We start from the raw sequence: 19,785 nt of genomic DNA on the forward strand, positions 1-19,785 counted from the left end.
GGCTGCAGCGCCATGGTCCAGGCGAGCAGACCCAGCAACTGCACCCCGAAGAGCACGATGGCGTACGACACCCGCGCCCCGGGCCCGGTCACCAGACTGCCCACGATCAGTGCGACGGCGAGGAGAGCCGCGAATCCGCCGATCGCCGCCGACAGTTGCGGCCGGACCGGAAGGATCGGGATCTCCTCGAACTCCTCCTCGTCCTCGGAGCCGGAGTCGGGCGAGTCGGCCTCGTCGTCGTCCGGGACGGCGCCGTAGAACCCGGCCTTGGGCCGGCCCGGGTTCATGCGCGCGACCTGCTGGGAGGCTTCGGCGTCCCAGGGGTCGTCGTTCGGCATAGAGGGAAACACGACTGCGATCGTGCCAGACCGGTGACCGTCGTCCCAATCGCTGGCGCGGGGGCCTCGGCGCTCGGGTAAAAGGCTGGTTACGAATCCGCCGTTCGGCTACCTACTGGGCGTTCTCTACATCACTTGCGGTTGCGGCCGGGGTATCAGGGGTGATGCATCGGTTAAGGTAACCGCAACCCACCCGTCGGTGACGCCGGGCCCCATCCTCCGGTGGCGAGGCCCGTAGCCCTCGCCGACCGGGTCACCCGAGCGGCTCGATGCCGCGAGGACGGAGGTGAGTGTGGAGATCCTTCTGCTGGTCACGGCACGTGCTGGTGAGCCCTCTGCCGTACTGCCCGCCTTGGACCTTCTGCCCCACTCGGTTCGGACCGCCCCCCGCGACGTCCGTACCCTGGTGTCCGGCCCCAGCCCCGACGCCGTTCTGGTCGACGCCCGCTCCGAGCTCTCGGAGGCGCGTGCCACCTGTCGCATGCTGCACGCCACCGGCATCGGTGTCCCGCTGGTCGCCGTCGTCACCGAGGCCGGCCTGATCGCGCTCAACGCGGACTGGGGCGTCGACGACGTGATCCTGGCCAGCGCCGGTCCGGCCGAGGTCGAGGCCCGGCTGCGCCTGGCCGTCGGCCGTCTCAACAACGCGACCGCGGGCGCCGGTGGCTCGATCCGCGCGGGTGAGCTCAACATCGACCCCGACACCTACGCCGCGAAGCTCAAGGGCCGTCCGCTCGACCTCACCTACAAGGAGTTCGAGCTGCTCAAGTTCCTCGCCCAGCACCCGGGCCGGGTCTTCACCCGTGACCAGCTGCTGCGTGAGGTCTGGGGCTACGACTACTTCGGCGGCACCCGCACCGTCGACGTGCACGTTCGTCGCCTGCGTGCCAAGCTCGGCTCGGAGTACGAGTCGATGATCGGCACCGTGCGCCAGGTGGGCTACAAGTTCGTGGTCCCGCCGTCCGGCCGTCAGCTGCCGGACAACGAGCCGGTCTCCCTCCCGGTCTGATCTGGAGTTCCTTTCATGACGACTCGACAGCCGGTCCATGCCACGGACCGGCTGTCGCCGTTCGAGGTCGACGACGTGCTCGCCCTGGCCGCGGCCGCGGAGCATCTCGACGGCGTCTACCCGCTCTCCGAGGACGTCGTGCTGCGGGTCCGCGGCGACGTTCCCTATCAGGGCGTGCACCTGCTCGCCCGCAGCGGTGACCGGCTGGCCGGTTACGCGTTCGTGGAGGGCGGCTCGGGCGAGCTGATCGTCCACCCGGAGTTCCGGCGGGCGGGCGTCGGCACCGACCTGCTGGCCGCCGCCGGGCCGGGCCCGCTGCGGTTCTGGGCGCACGGCGACGATCCGGGCGCGGCCGCCTTCGCCGCCGGTGCCGGGTTCGAGCGTGCCCGGGTGCTGTGGCAGATGCGCCGTTCCCTGTTGGTGCCCCTGCCGGAGATCCCGCTGCCGGAGGGTGTCACGGTCCGCGGGTTCCGCCCGGGCTCCGACGAGCAGGCGTGGCTCGGGGTCAATGCGCGGGCTTTCGCCACGCATCCGGAGCAGGGGCGCTGGACCCTCGATGATCTTCTGAGCCGGGAGGCCGAGCCGTGGTTCGACCCGGCCGGTTTCCTCCTGGCCGTCGACATCACCGACACGGTGCTCGGTTTCCACTGGACCAAGGTGCATCCGGCGTCCGGGGACGAGCCGGCCGTCGGTGAGATCTATGTGCTCGGTGTCGACCCGTCGGGTCACCGCCGTGGCCTGGGCGCCGCGCTGAGCGTGGCCGGGCTGAGGCATCTCGCCGAGGGCGGCCTGACCGTCGCCGGGCTGTATGTGGACGAGTCGAACGCGGCCGCCGTGAAGCTGTACCGGGGGCTGGGGTTCGAGGTCTTCAAGACGGACGTGAACTACAGCCGATAACGGCCCGGTCAAGCGAATGTCTCGCTGCGGTCACGACTGACCGTAAATAACCGACATATCGGGTAGCTGGAGCGCAGTTCACTTAACGGACAACTGCATTCCGGGGGATGGCTACCTTCCGGCGCTTACCTGTTCACTCCCAGTTCATTTGCGACCGGGGATCCAGTCACTTCGCCTTCCTAGCTTTTCGGGTGTGAGCCGGTGAGAGACCGGCGGCAAACCCGAAGGGGAAATTGTGAAGCTCCAGCGGTCCGGTTTCGTGGCCGGCATTGCTTTGACTGCGACGATCGCGCTCACCGCGTGCGGCTCGGACAACAACGAGCCGCAGGCCGGCGGCACGTCCGCTGCACCGGGCAGCTGCGTCAGCGGCAGCCTGACGGCGCAGGGCTCCACCGCTCAGAAGAACGCCATGGACGAGTGGATCAAGGCCTACCAGCAGCAGTGCGGTAGCGGCTCGACGGTCGACTACCAGGGCACCGGTTCCGGCGCGGGCATCGAGGCGTTCATCGCCGGCACCGCCGACTTCGCCGGTTCCGACTCCGCTCTGAAGGAGGAGGAGCAGCCGCAGGCCGACGCCAAGTGCGTCGGTGGCAAGGCCCTCAACCTCCCGATGGTCATCGGCCCGATCGCCGTGGTCTACAACGTCGAGGGCGCGGACGGCCTGCAGTTCTCGTCGTCCACCCTGGCGAAGATCTTCTCGGGCAAGATCACCAAGTGGAACGACGCGGCCATCGCCGCCGAGAACACCGGTGCGAAGCTGCCGGACGCCAACATCGAGACGGTGCACCGCGCCGACGAGTCGGGCACCAGCGACAACTTCACCAAGTTCCTGAGCAAGACCGCCGAGGCCGACTGGACCTACGGCAACGCGAAGGCCTGGAAGGCTCCGGGCGGCACCGCCGTCTCCAAGTCGGACGGTATCGCCACCAAGGTCAAGAGCACCGCGAACACCATCTCCTACATCGAGATGTCGTTCGCCGAGAACCAGAGCCTGCAGTCGGCGAAGATCAAGAACGGTGCCGGCGAGTACGCCGAGCTGTCCGCCGAGAGCGCCGGCAAGACCTTCGAGAACGCCGAGATCAAGGGCAAGGACGGCGACCTCGCCCTGTCCCTCGACTACGCCACCACCACGCCGGGCGCCTACCCGATCGTGCTGGTGACCTACGAGATCGCCTGCAGCAAGGGCAGCCCGAAGGCCAAGGAGGTTCAGGCCTTCCTGAAGTACACCTCGAGCACCGAGGGCCAGAAGGAGCTCTCCGAGCTGGGCTACGCCCCGCTGCCGGAGTCGCTCCGGGCCAAGGTCGCCGAGTCGGTCGCCACGATCGCCTGACGTAGCTCAATCCCTCCGAGACGACAGCGAGCGCGCAGATGGGTGACAACCCCTCCCGCTCGGTGAACGCCACCGCCGGCGACCTGGGCGTGACTCCGCGTCACGCTCGGGGCGCCGGCTATGGCGCTTCCCCGAGTAATCAGAACGAGCCCCCGCTCGGTGGCGGTGGCGCACTGCCCAAGAAGGCCAGGTTCTCGATCGAGACGGGCTTCCGTGGCCTGTCCACGGCCTCCGGGGCGATGGTGCTGGTCATCATCGTCGCCATCGCCGTCTTCCTGATCTCCGAAGCGATTCCGGCTCTCCAGGCCAACACGGGGAACTTCCTCACCCAGTTCGAGTGGGCCCCCAACGAGACGCAGCCCTCCTTCGGTATCGCGGCACTCGCCTTCGGCACCGTTCTCAGCTCGGTCATCGCACTGGTCGTTGCGGTGCCGATCGCGCTGAGCATCGCGCTGTTCCTGTCGCACTACGCGCCCAAGCGGCTGGCCACGCCGCTCGGCTTCGTGATCGACCTGCTCGCGGCCGTGCCCAGTGTCGTCTTCGGTCTCTGGGGCCGGGACGTCTTCCAGGAGCCGGTCCGCGACTTCTCGATCTGGCTGAACAAGTACTTCAGCTGGATCCCGCTCTTCGGTGGCGACGGCCCGTTCGGCCAGTCGGTCATGCTCGGCGGCCTGGTGCTGGCGATCATGGTGCTGCCGATCGTCACCTCGCTCTCCCGCGAGGTCTTCCAGCAGACCCCCGGGATGAACGAGGAGGCCGCCCTCGCGCTCGGCGCCACCCGCTGGGAGATGATCCGGACCGCGGTGCTGCCGTACGGCAAGCCCGGTGTGATCGCCGCGGTGATGCTCGGCCTCGGCCGTGCTCTCGGTGAGACCATCGCCCTGGCGCTGACCCTCAGCGTCGCCTTCAACATCTCGTTCAACCTGATCGAGAACGGCGGCAACTCGGTCGCCGCCAACATCGCGAACTCCTTCGCGGAGGCCAACGACACCGGCCGCGGTGCTCTGATCGCCTCCGGTCTGGTCCTGTTCGCGATCACACTGGTGGTCAACATGACGGCGCGGGCGATCATCTACCGCCGTCGCGAGTTCCGGGACGCTGCCGCATGAGCCTTCTCGATCGTGAGGTTCCGGGCGTCGTCATGACGCCGGACAACATCCGCAGCAAGACCCTTCCGGTCGCCGTCAACATCGGGATCGCCGCCGGTGCGTTCGCGGTTGCCGCCGCGATCGTGCTCGGTGCCGACATCGGCAACTGGGTGCTGGTCGTCGTGCTCGGCGCCGCCTTCTACCTGGTCGGCCTGAACGTGGTGGCCAGCCGGATCGAGGGGAAACGGGCCGCCCGCAACCGGGCCATGAAGTCGCTGATCTACTCCGCCTGCGTGCTGGCGATCCTGCCGCTCGCGTCGGTCGTGTGGACGCTGGTCTCCAAGGGCGTCGCCCGGCTGGACGCCAACTTCTTCAACACGTCGATGAACAACATCGGTGCCCGGGACCCCGAGGGCGGCGCCTACCACGCCATCATCGGCACCCTGGAGCAGGTCGGTATCGCCACGCTGATGTCGGTCCCGCTGGGTGTGCTCGGCGCGATCTACCTCGTCGAGTACGGCCGCGGCAAGTTCGCCGGCACCGTCCGTTTCTTCGTCGACGTCATGACGGGTATCCCGTCGATCGTCGCCGGCCTCTTCATCCTGTCGTTCTGGGTGCTCATCGTCAGCCCGTGGTTCAACGACGGGCAGCCGCGCTTCTCCGGTTTCGCGGCCGCGCTGGCGCTGGCGGTGCTGATGTTGCCGACGATCGTCCGGTCGACCGAGGAGATGCTGCGACTGGTCCCCGGACCGTTGCGTGAGGGCTCCTACGCGCTCGGCGTGCCCCAGTGGAAGACGATCCTCAGCGTGGTCCTGCCGACCGCTCTGCCGGGCATCGTCACCGGCATCATGCTCGCCGTCGCCCGTGCGGCCGGCGAGACGGCGCCGGTCCTGCTGGTCGCCGGTGGTGCCGCGGCGATCAACTTCGACCCGTTCGGCGGCAACCAGCAGTCCCTCTCGCTCTTCGTCTACCAGCAGGCCGGTGACGCGTCCCGTTACGCACCGGACCGCGCCTGGACCGCCGCGCTCACCCTGGTGGCGCTGGTCCTGATCCTGACCATCGCGGCCAAGCTGCTCGCCCGTCGCAACAAACTGTCCCGGTAAAGAAGGTGACCTCCATGGCCAAGCGCATCGAGGCGAGCAACGTCTCCTCCTACTACGGCTCCTTCAAAGCCATCGACAGTGTCTCGATGACCGTCGAGCCGAAGACGATCACCGCTCTGATCGGCCCGTCCGGTTGTGGCAAGTCGACCTTCCTGCGGTCCATCAACCGTATGCACGAGGTCCTGCCGAACGCCCGCATCGAGGGCAGCCTGACGATCGACGACCAGAACATCTACGACCCGGACGTGGACGTCACCGCGGTCCGCCGCATGATCGGCATGGTCTTCCAGCGGCCCAACCCGTTCCCGACCATGTCGATCTACGAGAACGCGGTCGCCGGCCTGAAGCTCAACGGCGTCAAGAAGAAGTCGATCCTCGACGAGGCGGCCGAGAAGTCGCTGCGTTCCGCGAACCTGTGGGACGAGGTCAAGGACCGTCTCGACCGGCCGGGCGCGGGTCTCTCCGGTGGTCAGCAGCAGCGTCTGTGCATCGCCCGCACGATCGCGGTCCAGCCGCAGGTCGTCCTCATGGACGAGCCCTGTTCGGCCCTCGACCCGATCTCCACGCTGGCGATCGAGGACCTGATGTTCAAGCTGAAGGACCAGTTCACGATCATCATCGTCACGCACAACATGCAGCAGGCCGCGCGCGTCAGCGACAAGACCGGCTTCTTCTCGATCGACAAGACCGGCGACCCGGGCCGCCTGATCGAGTACGACGACACCCAGAAGATCTTCAGCAACCCGACGCAGAAGAAGACCGAGGACTACATCACCGGCCGTTTCGGCTGATCAAAACCTGCGTCCGAGCGCCGGTCCCGCTTACCGGGGGCCGGCGTTCCTCATGTGGTACGGCCACCCCTCCCGCCGGCTACGCCGTCCCGCACTACACCGCGACGCGGGCGGTCGTCCCGGCCGAAACGCGGCCGCCGGGCTGAAGCCGTGGTCACCGGGATGCGGTGGCCTCAGCCACGGATACGCCCGTGCGTCGCGCTGGGGCCGCGAGTGGCGGTCACGTCGCGGCGTAGTCCGGGACCGGGTGCGGACGGGAGCCATGTGCGCCGGCGGAACGGGCTGGCCGTACCGAAATCTAAGGAAGGTGAACCGTGACCTGGCCGTCTGCGTCGACCGAGATGCGGGGGTTGAGCGGGTTTGCGGCGTCGCGGTGTGCGGAGGCGGCGACCACGTCGGGGATCGTCGGGCAGGCGGCGATCTCGTCGAGGGTCCGGCGGGTGGGCGGCAGCATCGGGAGATCGGCGGCGGACGGCGCGATCCACGCGGTGCCCTCGGCCTCGCCGGAGACGTCGCGGGCGTTCTGAGCGTCCGGGAGCAACGCGGCGAAGAACCACGTGTCGTAGCGGCGGGGCTCGAAGTCGGGCGTGATCCACCGCGCCCAGGGGAGCAGCAGGTCGTCACGCAGGCGCAGGCCGCGACGGGCCAGCAGATCGGTCATGGTGAGCTCGCGGCGCGCGACGGCGGCCCGGTCCGCCTCCCAGTCGGGGCTGCCGGTGGCGGTGACCGTGCGGTCCGGTTCGTCGAGCGGGCCGGCCAGCAGGATGCCGGCCTCCTCGAAGAGTTCGCGGGCGGCGGCACCGACCACGGCACGGGCCTGTTCGTCGGGGACGCCGAGGAGAGCCGCCCAGTCGGCACGGATCGTCTGCGGCTGGTCGGTGGGGTCGACGACACCGCCCGGGAAGGCGTAGACGCCGCCGAAGACCATCGTGGAGGCGCGGCGCAGGACGTACACCTGGAAGCCGTCGCCGTGCGGGCGGAGCAGCACCACGGTGGCGGCCGGGCGGGCCTCGGCCGGTGGGCCGGTGAACTCGCGGGCGCGCTGCGACATGGCGGGTGGAAGCTGCATCGAGTCGGTCACCGTTCGATCCTGGCACCGCGAAGCGGTCAGGTCACGGACGAACGTGCCACCGGGCGCGGTCCGGGCGATACGGTATCGATCATGACGGGAGACAAGGTGCGCTGGGGGATTCTCGGCCCCGGCGGGATCGCCAGCACATTCGCCGCGGATCTGCCGCTCGTGGAGGGCGCCGAGCTCGCCGCGGTGGCCTCACGGAACCTGACGTCCGCGCAGGCGTTCGCGGACCGGCACGGGTTCGCCCGGGCGTACGGCTCCTACGCGGAACTGGCCGCCGACGACGGCGTCGACGTGGTCTACGTGGCCACACCACACGCCTTCCACCTGGACGCGGCGATGCTCTGCGTCGAAGCCGGCAAAGCGGTCCTGGTGGAGAAGCCGATCACCCTGGACCTGCCGACGGCGGCGCTGCTGATCGAGGCGGCCCGCAGCCGGGGCGTGTTCCTGATGGAGGCCATGTGGATGCGCTGCAACCCGGCCATCCGCCGGATCGCCCAGCTGGTCGCCGACGGCACGATCGGGGACGTCAGCGCGATCCACGCCGACTTCGGGTTGCAGGGCCCGTTCGAGGCGTCGCACCGGCTGCGTGACCCCGCCCTGGGCGGCGGCGCGCTGCTCGACCTCGGCGTCTATCCGATCCACCTGGCCCACACGATCCTGGGCGTGCCGTCGTCGGCTCGGGCGTGGGCGCACCTGACCCCGGAACGGGTGGACGAGAACACCGGTGTGCTGCTCGGCTACGAGTCGGGGGCGGTGGCCGCGCTGACGTGCAGCATCAACGGTGCCAGCCGCAACGCCGCGTCGATCACCGGCACAGCCGGCCGCATCGACCTGCCGGTCGGCTTCTTCGTGCCCCGGTCGTTCACGCTGACCCGTCCGGACCGCGCGCCGGAGACGTTCGAGTTCCCCTTCGAGGGCAGCGGCTACCAGTTCGAGGCGGCCGAGGTGCAGCGCAGCCTGCTCGCCGGCGAGCAGGAGAGCCCGATCGTCCCGCACGCCACCACGCTCGAGGTGATGGCGCTGCTGGACGCTTTGCGTGAACAGATCGGCGTGGCCTACTAGCGCCCGGGGTAAGCGAGCGGTGCCGATCGCGTGTGGATGATCCACGTAGCATCGGTTCCTGCCTTCGTCGGCACCGCCCGCTCCCGACCCTGAGGAGATCCGAATGTCCCGTCTGGCCGAGAACCTCGCCCTGCTGCTGCTCGACGACGAGAGTGGGCGCAGCACCGTCGACCTGGGCCGGCGTCACCGAGCGGTGGGTACCGCCGTCCTCTTCGACCTGGTCCGGGCCGGCCGCGTCGACATCCCGTCCGTGCCCGACGCGAAGGAGGCGCGGGTCCACGTCGTCGACGCCGCCCCCACCGGTGACCCCGCGCTGGACGCCGCTCTCCGCAAGCTCGGCGGCGAGCCGAAGGTGGGCTGGGCCGCGGAGAACGCCGGTCACGAGAGCTGGCAGCCGCTGCTGGTCCTGCTGGCGGACGCCGGAGCGGTCCGTCTCGAGGAGCAGCGCGTCCTCGGCGTCATCAAGATCAGGACATGGCCGGCCGCCGACACCAGCCGTGAGCTTGCCGTCCGCGACGCCATCACGGCGGCGCTGGGCGGTGCCGAGCCGGACGAGGAGACCGCCGTGCTGATCGCGATCCTGCACGGCATCGGCGAGGTGCCGGGCGACGACGACCCGTCCGTCCGGGCCCGGGCCGAGGAGATCGCCGGGTTCGCCTGGGCGTCGGGGCCGCTCCGGGACGCCTTCCACGGCCTCGACGTGCTGCCGGCCTTCATCCTCTTCGCGGCCTGATCTCGGCCGACGCCGACCTGTCCCTGCCGCGGCGAGGGCCGCGGCGGGGACAGGTGGCTGGCAGACGGCGGAACGCCGGTGATCAGGCGGCGAAAAGCGGCCGCACCACGAAGTAGAAGACACAGGCGAAGAAGGCGGCCGCCGGGAACGTGGTGATCCAGGCGATCACGATGTTGCCCGCCACGTTCCACCGGACCGCGCTGAGCCGTTTCGTCGCGCCCACGCCCATGATCGCCGAGGTGATGGTGTGGGTCGTCGAGATCGGTGCGTGCAGCACCAGGGCGTTGAAGTAGAGCACCGAGCTCGCCACCGTCTCGGCCGCGAAGCCCTCGGACGGGCCCAAGTCGATGATCTTGCGGCCGAGCGTACGGATGATCCGCCAGCCGCCCGCGTAGGTGCCGGCCGCGAGTACGCCCGCCGAAGTCCAGTACACCCACTCGGGGATGTGCGTCGAGTCGGACTGGAACCCGCCGGTGTAGAGCGCCAGCACCACGATGCCCATGGTCTTCGCCGCGTCCTGCATGCCGTGCCCGATCGACATGGCCGCGGCCGAGACGGTCTGCGCCCAGCGGAAACCGCGGTTGAGCCGGCCGGGGTGCCCGCGCCGGAACGTCCACATGATCGCGATCATGAAGATGAAGCCGAGCAGCAGGCCGACCACGGGGGACACCACCATCGGGATCAGCACCTTGTTGATGATGTTGTCCCACTGGACCTCGCCGACGGTGGCGAAGAGGGTGGCGCCGACCAGGCCGCCGAAGAGCGCGTGCGAGGAGCTGGACGGCAGCCCGAAATACCAGGTGATCAGGTTCCAGGTGATGGCGCCGAGCACGCCGGCGAAGACGATGCCCAGGCTGGGGATGCCGATCGGCAGGTCGACGAGGCCGTCACCGACCGTCTTGGCGACCTCGGTGCCGAGGTGCGCGCCGATGAAGTTGCCGACCGCGGCCATGGCGAGGGCCACCCGCGGTGTGAGGGCACGGGTGCTGACGCTCGTGGCGATCGCGTTGGCGGCGTCGTGGAAGCCGTTCGTGTAGTCGAACGCCATCGCCGCGAGGATCACCGCCACGACGGCGATGAGTTCGGGATCCACGCTCTAGGACTCCTTGACCGCGATGGTCTCGATGGTGTTCGCCACGTGCTCGAAGGCGTCGCAGGCCGCCTCCAGCTCGTCGACGACCTCCTTCATCTTGAGGACGGTGAGCGCGTCGTACTCGCCGGAGAAGAGACGGACCAACAGCATGCGGTACGCACGGTCGCCATCGTTCTCCAAGCGGTTGATCTCGATCCAGTACTCCTCCATGCCCTTCAGCGAGCGCAGTTTCGGCATCGCCTCGGCGGTCACCTTGGCCTGCTGGTCCAGGACGGTGACCAGCTCGTGCATCTCCCGCGGGAGCGAGGGCAGGTCGGTCAGGCCGTAGAGGTAGAGCAGGTTGCCGGCCGCCTCCAGGTGGTCCATCACATCGTCCAGCTGGGAGCCGAGCGAGTAGATGTCCTCCCGGTCGAACGGGGTGATGAAGGTGGAGTTGATCTTCTTGTAGAGCTCGTGGGTGATCGAGTCGCTGTCGTGCTCCACATCGCTCAGCCGGTCGGCGACCGACTGGACGTCCACTCCGGGCAGCGCCAGCTCATTCAGCAGCTCGGTGCCTTTGACCAGGTTGTAGGCCGCCCTGGTGAACAGTTCGTAGAAGGCCCCCTCGACGGGGCGGAATGAGAACTTCACGGCGCGGACCTCGGATCAACAGGCTTTATGAATGGATCTCCGAACGCATGCTATCGGTCCACGCGGGTTCACCCTTCGCGACGGCCCTCAAACCGCCTCGTGACGATTGGCTGACCGCGGCGCGTTCGGGCGCGGCGCCGAACGGCGAACCGCCCTGGTCGGAACGTGTGGCCGGGGTGTGCTGACGATCGGGTGCCGGCGCAGGTGCCGGGCCAGTCCGGTCAGGTCGGTGTCGGCGATCACGTCCACACCGGCCGCACCGAGTTCGGCCCAGACGGCGGCGCGCGCTTTCCGGGAGCCGTCGGGCAGGCCGGAGAACCGGACCGTACGCCCGTCGGCGTGCGCGGCCCGGACGAGAGCGTGCAGCTGGTGCCGCTCCTCGGCGGTGATCGACTCCTGCCCGTCCCAGCCGAAGCGCCGTGACCACGACTCGTCGATCATCGGCACCAGCGACGGCGGGGCCGAGCGGGAACCGAGGTCGTCGAAGGAGCCGTCGGCGAACGCGTACCGGTCGGGCTGTGCGGCCAGCAGCTCCCGGACGTCGATCACCCCGGTCACCGTGACGGTCACCGCGCCCGGCGTGAGCAGGCCGTTCCGCCACCGGCTGAGCAGGCCGGCATGGTCCTGGAGCTGCCGGTCGAGCATCCGGTAGGCGCGTAGCAGCGCCTCCGGGTCGCGGCTCGCCCCGCCGAACTCGACCACCAGCCGGAACGGCACACGCTGGTCGGGCCAGAGCCGTCCACCGCCCGCACGGGCCCGGGCGAAGAGCGGGGCGAGGACCAGACGGCGCAGGGTGCGGCCGGGCTGCGGCTCACCCGGACCGAGGAACAGCTCGCCGTGCGGGCCCGGCACCACCCGGGCGGTCATCCCGGCCAGTCCGAGCCTCAGCACGCCGGGCAGCGGGTCGGTGGCGTCCGGACCGGTCAGCGCGTGCCCGGCGGGCAGGAACGGGCGCGTGCGGCGGATCATCGCGACCGAGACCACGCCGCCGGCTCCGGCCAGGCCGGCCAGTCCCCCCGCGATAGTCGCCATGTCCTGCACCGAGCACCGTCCGATTCGTACTTTATGGGTATTTCATACTGTGGCACAGCTGATACCCGCAAACCGGCAATGTCGCGCAGAATTCCTTTCATGCCGTCACCGTCCGCGGTCGAGTTCGAGGCCCAGCGTTCCTACCTCACTGCCGTCGCCTACCGCATGCTCGGTAGTCGCTCCGAGGCCGAGGACGCCGTCCAGGAGGCCTGGCTGCGCTACGCGCAGCAGACCGAGGACATCAGGGACGCGCGCGGGTGGCTGACCACGGTCACCGCACGGATCTGCCTGGATCAGCTCAATTCCGCGCGGGTACGCCGTACCGCGTACCCCGGCGAATGGTTGCCCGCCTTCGTCGTCGAGCCGGACGGCGACCCGGCCGACCGCGCCGAACTGTCCGACCAGGTCAGCGTGGCCCTGCTCGTGGTCCTGGAACGGCTCACCCCCGAGCAGCGGGTCGCGTTCGTCCTGCACGACGCGTTCGCGGTGCCGTTCGACGAGGTGGCGGCGGTGCTCGACAGCACGCCGGCGGCGGCCCGGCAGCACGCCTCACGGGCGCGCAAAGCCGTCGCCGAGGGGAACATCCGCCACACCGCCGGGCTGGCCGAGCAACGGCGGGTGCTCGACGCGTTCCTCGCGGCGGCGCAGAGCGGTGACATGCGTACCCTCGCCGCCGTGCTCGCACCCGATGTGGTCGCCATCGGCGACGGGGGCGGAATGGTCCGCACCGCCCTGCGTCCCGTCCTCGGTGCCGACAAGGTCGCCCGGTTCTTCGTCGGGCTGCTCACGCACAAGCTGGCCGACCTCACCGACCTCAAGGCCGAACCGGTGGTGGTCAACGGCGGCGCCGCGATGATGCTCCAGGGCACCCGCCCGGACGGCAGCCGGCTCGTCGTGGTGAGCGCCGTCGCGGTCGAGGACGGCCGCATCACCGGCATCTTCAACCAGCAGAACCCGGAGAAGCTAGTCCTGGGTCACTTCGAGTAGGTGCTTGCGGTAGTGCGAGGCGAACGGCTCGGTGCCGTCGCCGAGCGCCGTCAGCAGGTGGCGGGACGCCGCGAACGCGTGCTCGACCAGGTCGTCCGGGTAGCCGAACTCGACCCGGTGCTCGGCGAACTCGTCCTCGTCGCGCAGCTCCACCAGGCCGGTCTCGCGGCGCCGCACCGCGTCCAGGTCCAGGTCGATGATGTGAACCGTGTCACCCTCCCAGCGGGCCGGGGTGGTGATGTCGCAGTAGACCTCACTGGTCCGCGGGGGTGGGTTGAACATCCCCGTCCACCAGGCGTGATGCGGGATGAGCAGCACGAACGGGATCTGCTCGACCGACGGCCGGCCGTGGTAGACCGACGCGGTGCCCCGGGTCACACCGACCCAGATGCCGAGGTCGTCCTCGGCCAGGCGGCGGGCCGGGTAGTCACGATGAGCCGATCCGTCGTACTTCGTGTAGATGACCCGGACCATCTCGCTCGGCATGGCTTGCACCCTAGCGGTGACCCGGATATGTCGGTGGTGGCGGGTACGGTTCCTGCGTGCCCGCAGCCAGTAAGAAGAAGGCAACCGCCGAGCAGATCCTCGCCGCCGCCGTCGGGGCCGTTCCCGGCGGATCCGCCCGCCCAGGTCAGCAGGCCATGGTCGAGGCGATCGCCAAGGCCGTGAAGGACAAGGAGCATCTGCTCGTCCAGGCCGGCACGGGCACCGGCAAGAGCCTCGGCTACCTGACACCGGCTCTGCTCGTCGACGGCCCGGTGGTCGTCTCCACCGCCACCCTGGCCCTGCAGAACCAGCTGGTCGAGCACGACCTGCCCCGGCTCGCCGATGCGGTGCAGCCGGTGCTCGGGCGCAAACCCACGTTCGCCGTGCTCAAGGGCCGGCACCACTACCTCTGCGCGGCGAAACTCGAGCACGCCGACGAGGAGGGCCCCACCGACACCCTCTTCGACGCCGAGCCCGCGCCCAAGGCCGGCCAGTGGCTCGGTGAGGGCGCCCGGCTGGGCAAACAGATCCTGCGGATCCGGAAATGGTCGGAGAAGACGCAGACGGGCGACCGCGACGAGCTCGACCCCGGCGTCGAGGACCTCGCCTGGCGCCAGGTCTCCATGCCGGCGCGCGACTGCGTCGGGGCCGGCCGGTGTCCGTACGGGGCGGAGTGTTTCGCCGAGGCCTCCCGTGCCCGGGCCCGTGAGGCCGACATCGTCGTCACCAACCACAGCCTGCTCGCCGTCGACATGATCGCCGGCCGACAGATCGTCCCGCCCCACAAGCTGCTCATCGTCGACGAGGCGCACGAGCTGGCCGACCGGGTCTCCTCGGCGGCCCAGGCCGAGATCACCCCCGAGGCGGTCGAGCGGGCCGGCCGCCGCTCCCGCACCATGATCACCCCGGCCGCCGCCGAGTCCCTGGCCGAGGCGGCCGACGCGCTCACCGTCAGCCTGGCCGACATCCCCGCCGGGCGGCTCACCGACGGGCTCCCCGAGCGGCTGCGCCTGGCCGTCTCCATGATCGAGTCGGCCACCCGGGCCGGTCTCACCGCGATCGGCGAGATCAAGGCCGACGACCCCGACCCGGTCGGCAAGCAGCAGGCCAAAGCGGTCCTCGACGAGCTGTCGACCACCTCGCAGCGGCTCCTGGAGGACAACGACTACGACGTCGCCTGGGTGGAGAAATCCGATATGGGCAGCGGGCGGCGGGCGCTCGTCGTCGCGCCGCTCTCGGTCGCCGGCACCCTGTCGGAAAAGCTGTATGCCGACCGGACCGTCGTCGTCACCTCGGCCACCCTGACCCTCGGCGGCCGGTTCGACACGGTGGCCCGCTCGCTCGGCCTGCCGGTCGCCCCGCCCAGCCCGGCCGCGGCGGCCGGCCCCGCCTCCGGCGACGGGTGGACGTCGCTCGACGTCGGTTCCCCGTTCGACTACCCCAAGCAGGGCATTCTGTACGTTGCCGCGCACCTGCCGCGGCCGCAGGCCTCCGGTCTGCCCGACGCGGCCGGAGCCGAGCTGCTCCGGCTGGTGGAGGCGCTCGGCGGGCGCACGCTCGGGCTCTTCTCGTCGAGGAAGGCCGCGACCCAGGCCGCCGAGCTGCTGCGGGCCAAGACCGACCTGCCGATCCTGCTCCAGGGCGAGGAGACGCTGCCGATCCTGGTGCGCAAGTTCAAGGAGCAGCAGGACAGCTGCCTCTTCGGCGTGATGTCGCTCTGGCAGGGTGTGGACGTCCCCGGTGACTCCTGCCAGCTGGTCGTCATCGACCGGTTGCCGTTCCCCCGCCCCGACGAGCCGCTGGCCGCGGCCCGCGCGGCGGCCGTCGACGCCTCCGGGGGCTCCGGGTTCTCCGCCGTCAGCGTCCCGATCGCCGCGGTCCGCCTCGCCCAGGGTGTCGGCCGTCTGATCCGCTCGACCGGCGACAAGGGCGTCGTCGCGGTCCTCGACTCCCGCCTGGAGACGGCCCGCGGTTACGGCTCCTACCTCCGCAAGTCCCTGCCCCCCTTCTGGTATACGACACGGCCCGACGTCGCCGAGGGTGCCCTACGTCGCCTGGCCAACACCTGAAAGGAATCCTCGTGATCCGCATCGCATGCACGTTCCTCGTCGACCGGACGGGTGCGCTGCTCCTGCAACTGCGCGATGACAAGGCGCCCTACTACCCGGACGTGTGGGGCCTGCCCGGCGGGTCGATCGAGGGTGGGGAGACGGCCGAGGAGGGCGCGGTCCGCGAGTTGTGGGAGGAGACACAGCTGCGGCCGGACGGGGCGTTGCGGCTCTTCGAGCGCCAGGAGCTACCGGCCGAGGGGCGTGTGAAGAGCTACTTCTACGGCGCGACCTCGGCCCGGCAGGAGGACGTGGTCCTGGGCGAGGGCGCCGCGATGCTCTTCATCCCGGCCGCCGAGGTGCTGGACCGCCCCTTCACCCCGGGCACCGCCGAGGTGATCAAGCGCTTCCTGGCCTCCCCGGAGTACGCCGCCGTCACCTGAGATCGCGGGTCAGGCCACGTTGAGCTGAATGTCCCCGATCCGGGCCACCACCTCGACCTGCCCGCCCAGACCGGCGACGTAGACGCGCAGGACGTCGAGAGTCATCCCGTCGCCGCTCTCGATCTGGCTGATCCGGGCCTGGGTCAAGCCGGTGGCTTCACCGAGCTGGGCCTGGGTCATGCCCAGTTGTTTGCGGATCTCGGCGAGCCGGGCTCCGCTGACCGTGGCGAGCATCTGCTCACGCATCCGGCTCCGGCGTACGGTGCGGTCGGGGCTGTCCCAGTCCGGGTCGGCAGCGCGCGCCTTCGCCTTGACGTCACGCCAGTTCGCGGCTTCGGTCATCGCGCACCCTCCTCGTTCAGCGCCTTGAGATGCTCGGCGAATCGCGCGTCGGCCAGTGGGACCGCCTGCTCATACCATTCTCGCCACTGGCCGGACTTGTCTCCTGCCACGAGGAATATCGCCTCTCTGGCAGGGTCGAAAGCGAAGATCATCCGAACCTCCGAGGTGCCCGATGATCCTGGCCGTAGTTCTTTCATGTTGTGATAGCCGCTGCCCTTGAGGCGGTCGACCAGTGGCCGCCCGAGAGCCGGGCCCCGCTCCGCGAGAACATCGACGGCCTCGGCTATGAGGTCCGCGCTGACCGGGTCGACGTCGCACAGCCGTAAGAACCATGCCTCCACCTCGGGATGGAGTCTAATCTCCCACATCCGGCGAGTATAAATAAAACTTATATAACCGCCGAGTCGAGTGTCCGCCAAAGGGACAAGGCGTGTCACCATGGCTGCCGTGACGGGGCCGGGGTATGGGTATCCGCCGCCGGAGGGCTCGGGGCCGCGGCGGCGGTGGCTGCCTGTCGCGGCCGGGGTCTGGGGTGTGGTGCTGATCGGGGCGGTGTTCTGGTCGGTGCGCAACGATCCGCCCACCGTGCCCGAGCAGCAGGATGTGGGGCGGGCGGTGGCCGTGCTCCGGGGCGCGTCCGGGGCGGTCGTCGCGGCCGCCCAGGACGAGCGGTGGGTGCTCGGCGTCGGTGAGCTGCGGGTCGAGAGTTGTTCGATCACGCCGGTGTGGGACGGGCAGGAAGCCAGCCGTGAGGTGACCGTCTATGTTCCCGAGGGCGACGCCCGGGTGGCGCTCGACGCGGTCGCGGACGGCTTGCCGGCGACCTACCGGGCCGGTGTGGTCGCCGCCCGTGGGGGCACGCGCCTGTCGTTCTACGCCGATGCCGGGGAGCACGTGGGGATCGAGGCGGAGGCACACTCGGCCGATCAGGTGCTCACGCTGCGCGTCTTCACCGGTTGCCGGCCGGGAGTCGACGACCTGGACCGGGCCGACCCCGCGGCGGGCGCCGCACCGGCGGTGCTCGACACGGTCGTCGCCGCGATCGGAGCCGGCGGCCCGACGGCAGGAGGGAACCCGAGTCCGTCCGGCAGCCCGACCCCGGGAAGGGCCCCGAGTCCGTCCGGCAGCCCGACCCCGGGACGGGATCCGGGGCCGGGGGAGACGGTGGCCAGGGCGGTCGTCTGTCCGGGTGGGGGGACGGTGTCGACGTTCGTGCGGGATGCCGGTCCGGCTTTGGCGGAGAGCGGTCCGCGTGGGATGCCCGAGGGGACGGTCCCGGTGTGGGCGGACGGCGACGGGTGGGCGTACCGCGCAGGGTCTGAATCGGTCGTGGTGACCGCCGACCGGGACCGTTTCCGGGTGAGCGTCACCACCGCCTGCCGGGGCGGCTGAAAGCCGTCAGTAGACGAGGGCCTGTGCGCCCTCGGACATGATCTCCTCGACGAAGACGGCGGCGCCGGCGATGCGGATGCCGGGGATGACGTCGGCGGGTGTGATGTCGCGACGTGCCGCGCACTGGGTGCAGGCGGTGACCCGGCCGGCTTCCAGGAGGAGTTCGAGCAGGTCGGGCAGGGGCGCGGCGTGTGCGAGGGTGAAGGTCGCCGCCCGGCCGGGCAGGGCGAACCAGGTGGACTCGCCGGTCAGCCAGAGGGAGACGTCCACTCCGGCGGTCGCGGCGGTGCTCGCCACGTTGAATGCCTGGTTGCAGCGTTCCGGCGCGTCGGCTCCGGCGGTGGCCTTGACGACCAGCAAACGTGCCATACGGGCCAGCATAAGATGGGCCGGTCATGGTTACGGAGATCGGGTTCGTGAGTCTGCTGGTGGCCGCCCTGGGTGGGCTGGCCGGCGGCTTCGGCTATCTGGCAATGCGCATTTCGAGGGGACGCTGGTGAGCAACGAGACGGAAAACCCGCTGGGCCCACCGCCGTGGCTCAACGCTCCGCCGGTCGAGGCGTACCCCTTTGAGGACACCCACGACCTGCGGTCCGGTCCGGACCTGCATCCGTCGCTGCTCGGGCTGCTGCCGTTCATCGGCTTGTGGCGCGGGCGTGGGCAGGGCGGGTTCCCGTTCGAGGACGACTACAACTTCGCGCAGGAGATCCGGATCAGCCACGACGGCCGGTCGTTCCTGCGGTATGAGTCGCGGGCCTGGCTGCTCGACGACGAGTCGAAGCCGGTCGGGCAGGCGCTCGTGGAGTCCGGGTTCTGGCGTCCGGTGCTGGTCGACGGCCGGCCCGGCGACGAGATGGAGGCCACCATGATCCGCCCGGACGGGGTGGCCGAGCTCTATCTGGGCAAGGCTGCCACGACCCGGCTGGAGATGGTGGCGGACGCGGTGGCCTACACGCCGTCCGGCCTGCACGTCACCGGCGGGCAGCGGCTGTTCGGGGTCGTCGAGGGCGCGTTGCTGTATGCGCACGAGATCGCGATCGACAACAGTGGGCTGAAGCCGCACATGTCGGCGAGGCTGCTCCGCATCGGGGGCTGACGAAAGGCGAGTCGGCTTGTTCAACCGCTGACGAAGCCGAGGGCGTCCAGGAGACGGGGCGTCCACGGTGAGCGGGGCCGGGGGGTCCGGTCCAGCATGGTCACCTCGGCCAGGCCCCGCAGCGACGACGCCAGCCAGATCGTGTCGGCGGCGGCCAGTTCGCCGAGGGTGACCATCCGTTCGGCGGGGCGCAGACCCATCGACGGCGCGAGCGACAGCAGGTGGGCCGCGGTGATGCCGGGCAGGATGCCGGCCTCCGCGGGCGGGACCGTGCACAGTTCGTCACCGGTCTGCCAGACGACTGACGCGGTGGGTGCTTCCCGTACGTACCCCTCGATCGAAAGCCAGATGAGGTCGTCGGCGTCCTGCCGCGTCGCCCACCGGCGTGCCGCGAAATTCTCCGCGTAGGACAGCGACTTGGCCGCGGTGACGGACCACGGCGGGCGCCGGACGGAGATGCCCTGGTCGGCGCTGATCACCCGGATGCCGTCGCGGCGCTCGCGGGTGACCCCGGTCGGCACGGGCGAGACCGAGACGTGCAGCACATCGCGGGTGTAGACGACGCGCAGCGCACCGGTGCCGGCGATCGCGCCGATGCGGGCGCGGATCTCGGGGAGCGGCGGCGCGGGCAGGCCGAGGATCGCGGCGGACCCGGCGAGCCGGGAAAGGTGCTGGTCGAGGAGCCACGGCCCGGTGGGGCGCAGGTCGATCGTCTCGAAGACGCCGTCGCCGAGGAGGTCGGCGGGCGCCACCAGGATGCGCTCGGTCACGATTGCCACGGTAGTGGTCACGGAATGGCGAACTATG

At 70.1% G+C, this 19,785-nt stretch carries 23 protein-coding genes; 14 read left to right on the forward strand and 9 right to left on the reverse strand.

Going from position 1 to position 19,785, the window contains the following annotated elements:
* Window positions 1–630 precede the first annotated feature (630 nt).
* The 6 genes from ACFO0C_RS19920 (at window position 631) to pstB (ending at window position 6,556) form a co-directional block, all read left to right on the forward strand.
* Complete coding sequence (locus tag ACFO0C_RS19920) at window positions 631–1,347, forward strand: winged helix-turn-helix transcriptional regulator (RefSeq protein ID WP_109595296.1); 717 nt, start codon at window positions 631–633, stop codon at window positions 1,345–1,347.
* A gap of 15 nt (window positions 1,348–1,362) precedes the next feature.
* Window positions 1,363–2,244 (forward strand): mycothiol synthase, encoded by an 882-nt coding sequence (gene mshD / locus ACFO0C_RS19925; RefSeq protein WP_378068143.1) that lies wholly within the window; start codon window positions 1,363–1,365, stop codon window positions 2,242–2,244.
* Window positions 2,245–2,479: 235 nt separating this feature from the next.
* The gene (gene pstS, locus ACFO0C_RS19930) at window positions 2,480–3,574 is read left to right on the forward strand and encodes a phosphate ABC transporter substrate-binding protein PstS (RefSeq protein WP_378068144.1); all 1,095 of its coding nucleotides are present in this window, start codon (window positions 2,480–2,482) and stop codon (window positions 3,572–3,574) included.
* 38 nt (window positions 3,575–3,612) lie between these two features.
* On the forward strand, window positions 3,613–4,683 hold the full coding sequence (gene pstC, locus ACFO0C_RS19935) for a phosphate ABC transporter permease subunit PstC (protein ID WP_378068145.1): 1,071 nt from the start codon (window positions 3,613–3,615) through the stop codon (window positions 4,681–4,683).
* Window positions 4,680–5,765, forward strand: coding sequence for a phosphate ABC transporter permease PstA (gene pstA / locus ACFO0C_RS19940; RefSeq protein WP_378068146.1), 1,086 nt, complete (start codon window positions 4,680–4,682; stop codon window positions 5,763–5,765). The genes pstC and pstA overlap by 4 nt, the downstream gene beginning before the upstream one ends.
* Before the next feature lie 14 nt (window positions 5,766–5,779).
* Window positions 5,780–6,556, forward strand: a complete 777-nt coding sequence (gene pstB / locus ACFO0C_RS19945; protein ID WP_378068147.1) for a phosphate ABC transporter ATP-binding protein PstB — start codon at window positions 5,780–5,782, stop codon at window positions 6,554–6,556.
* 298 nt (window positions 6,557–6,854) lie between these two features.
* On the opposite strand, the gene ACFO0C_RS19950 is transcribed toward pstB, so the two are convergent.
* Window positions 6,855–7,625 carry an NUDIX hydrolase gene (locus ACFO0C_RS19950; protein ID WP_378068519.1) on the reverse strand — a complete coding sequence of 257 codons (771 nt, stop codon included), beginning with the start codon at window positions 7,623–7,625 and terminating at the stop codon, window positions 6,855–6,857.
* Between the two features lie 93 nt (window positions 7,626–7,718).
* Between ACFO0C_RS19950 and ACFO0C_RS19955 the strand changes: the two genes are divergently transcribed.
* Both ACFO0C_RS19955 and ACFO0C_RS19960 read left to right on the forward strand, forming a co-directional pair.
* Window positions 7,719–8,696, forward strand: coding sequence for a Gfo/Idh/MocA family protein (locus ACFO0C_RS19955; RefSeq protein WP_378068148.1), 978 nt, complete (start codon window positions 7,719–7,721; stop codon window positions 8,694–8,696).
* Window positions 8,697–8,799: 103 nt separating this feature from the next.
* A complete protein-coding gene (locus tag ACFO0C_RS19960) occupies window positions 8,800–9,429 on the forward strand; it encodes a GOLPH3/VPS74 family protein (RefSeq protein ID WP_378068149.1) in 630 nt (209 codons plus the stop codon).
* 82 nt (window positions 9,430–9,511) lie between these two features.
* Here the strand turns inward: ACFO0C_RS19960 and ACFO0C_RS19965 are convergent, their stop codons facing one another.
* The 3 genes from ACFO0C_RS19965 to ACFO0C_RS19975 form a co-directional block, all read right to left on the reverse strand.
* Window positions 9,512–10,522 carry an inorganic phosphate transporter gene (locus ACFO0C_RS19965; protein WP_378068150.1) on the reverse strand — a complete coding sequence of 337 codons (1,011 nt, stop codon included), beginning with the start codon at window positions 10,520–10,522 and terminating at the stop codon, window positions 9,512–9,514.
* 3 nt (window positions 10,523–10,525) lie between these two features.
* Window positions 10,526–11,152, reverse strand: coding sequence for a DUF47 domain-containing protein (locus ACFO0C_RS19970; RefSeq protein WP_093619689.1), 627 nt, complete (start codon window positions 11,150–11,152; stop codon window positions 10,526–10,528).
* Between the two features lie 87 nt (window positions 11,153–11,239).
* Window positions 11,240–12,184: a hypothetical protein gene (locus tag ACFO0C_RS19975; protein WP_378068151.1), complete on the reverse strand. Its 945-nt coding sequence runs from the start codon at window positions 12,182–12,184 to the stop codon at window positions 11,240–11,242.
* Between the two features lie 99 nt (window positions 12,185–12,283).
* On the opposite strand from ACFO0C_RS19975, the gene sigJ reads away from it, so the two are divergent.
* The gene (sigJ, locus tag ACFO0C_RS19980; RefSeq protein ID WP_378068152.1) at window positions 12,284–13,171 is read left to right on the forward strand and encodes an RNA polymerase sigma factor SigJ; all 888 of its coding nucleotides are present in this window, start codon (window positions 12,284–12,286) and stop codon (window positions 13,169–13,171) included.
* Here the strand turns inward: sigJ and ACFO0C_RS19985 are convergent.
* Window positions 13,148–13,657 (reverse strand): DUF402 domain-containing protein, encoded by a 510-nt coding sequence (locus tag ACFO0C_RS19985; RefSeq protein ID WP_378068153.1) that lies wholly within the window; start codon window positions 13,655–13,657, stop codon window positions 13,148–13,150. The two genes, sigJ and ACFO0C_RS19985, sit on opposite strands and share 24 nt — an antisense overlap.
* 155 nt (window positions 13,658–13,812) lie before the next feature.
* Here ACFO0C_RS19985 and ACFO0C_RS19990 point away from each other — a divergent pair, with 155 nt between their 5' ends.
* Both ACFO0C_RS19990 and ACFO0C_RS19995 read left to right on the forward strand, forming a co-directional pair.
* Window positions 13,813–15,726, forward strand: coding sequence for an ATP-dependent DNA helicase (locus ACFO0C_RS19990; RefSeq protein WP_378068520.1), 1,914 nt, complete (start codon window positions 13,813–13,815; stop codon window positions 15,724–15,726).
* 11 nt (window positions 15,727–15,737) lie between these two features.
* A complete protein-coding gene (locus ACFO0C_RS19995; protein WP_378068154.1) occupies window positions 15,738–16,148 on the forward strand; it encodes an NUDIX hydrolase in 411 nt (136 codons plus the stop codon).
* 9 nt (window positions 16,149–16,157) lie between these two features.
* Here ACFO0C_RS19995 and ACFO0C_RS20000 read toward each other — a convergent pair whose 3' ends face one another.
* Window positions 16,158–16,490, reverse strand: a complete 333-nt coding sequence (locus ACFO0C_RS20000; RefSeq protein ID WP_378068155.1) for a helix-turn-helix domain-containing protein — start codon at window positions 16,488–16,490, stop codon at window positions 16,158–16,160.
* On the reverse strand, window positions 16,487–16,858 hold the full coding sequence (locus tag ACFO0C_RS20005) for a type II toxin-antitoxin system RelE/ParE family toxin (protein WP_378068156.1): 372 nt from the start codon (window positions 16,856–16,858) through the stop codon (window positions 16,487–16,489). Before ACFO0C_RS20005 ends, ACFO0C_RS20000 begins: the two co-directional genes overlap by 4 nt.
* 70 nt (window positions 16,859–16,928) lie before the next feature.
* Between ACFO0C_RS20005 and ACFO0C_RS20010 the strand changes: the two genes are divergently transcribed.
* On the forward strand, window positions 16,929–17,882 hold the full coding sequence (locus ACFO0C_RS20010) for a hypothetical protein (RefSeq protein WP_378068157.1): 954 nt from the start codon (window positions 16,929–16,931) through the stop codon (window positions 17,880–17,882).
* Window positions 17,883–17,888: 6 nt separating this feature from the next.
* On the opposite strand, the gene ACFO0C_RS20015 is transcribed toward ACFO0C_RS20010, so the two are convergent.
* Window positions 17,889–18,263, reverse strand: coding sequence for a DsrE family protein (locus ACFO0C_RS20015; RefSeq protein ID WP_378068158.1), 375 nt, complete (start codon window positions 18,261–18,263; stop codon window positions 17,889–17,891).
* Between the two features lie 14 nt (window positions 18,264–18,277).
* Between ACFO0C_RS20015 and mtfM the strand changes: the two genes are divergently transcribed.
* A complete protein-coding gene (gene mtfM / locus ACFO0C_RS20020; RefSeq protein WP_043533180.1) occupies window positions 18,278–18,382 on the forward strand; it encodes a small membrane protein MtfM in 105 nt (34 codons plus the stop codon).
* A complete protein-coding gene (locus tag ACFO0C_RS20025; RefSeq protein ID WP_378068159.1) occupies window positions 18,379–18,978 on the forward strand; it encodes an FABP family protein in 600 nt (199 codons plus the stop codon). Before mtfM ends, ACFO0C_RS20025 begins: the two co-directional genes overlap by 4 nt.
* A 20-nt stretch (window positions 18,979–18,998) precedes the next feature.
* On the opposite strand, the gene ACFO0C_RS20030 is transcribed toward ACFO0C_RS20025, so the two are convergent.
* Complete coding sequence (locus ACFO0C_RS20030) at window positions 18,999–19,748, reverse strand: aminotransferase class IV (protein ID WP_378068160.1); 750 nt, start codon at window positions 19,746–19,748, stop codon at window positions 18,999–19,001.
* Between the last annotated feature and the right edge of the window lie 37 nt (window positions 19,749–19,785).

It is taken from the genome of Actinoplanes subglobosus (assembly GCF_042650585.1).
Lineage (GTDB): Bacteria > Actinomycetota > Actinomycetes > Mycobacteriales > Micromonosporaceae > Actinoplanes > Actinoplanes subglobosus.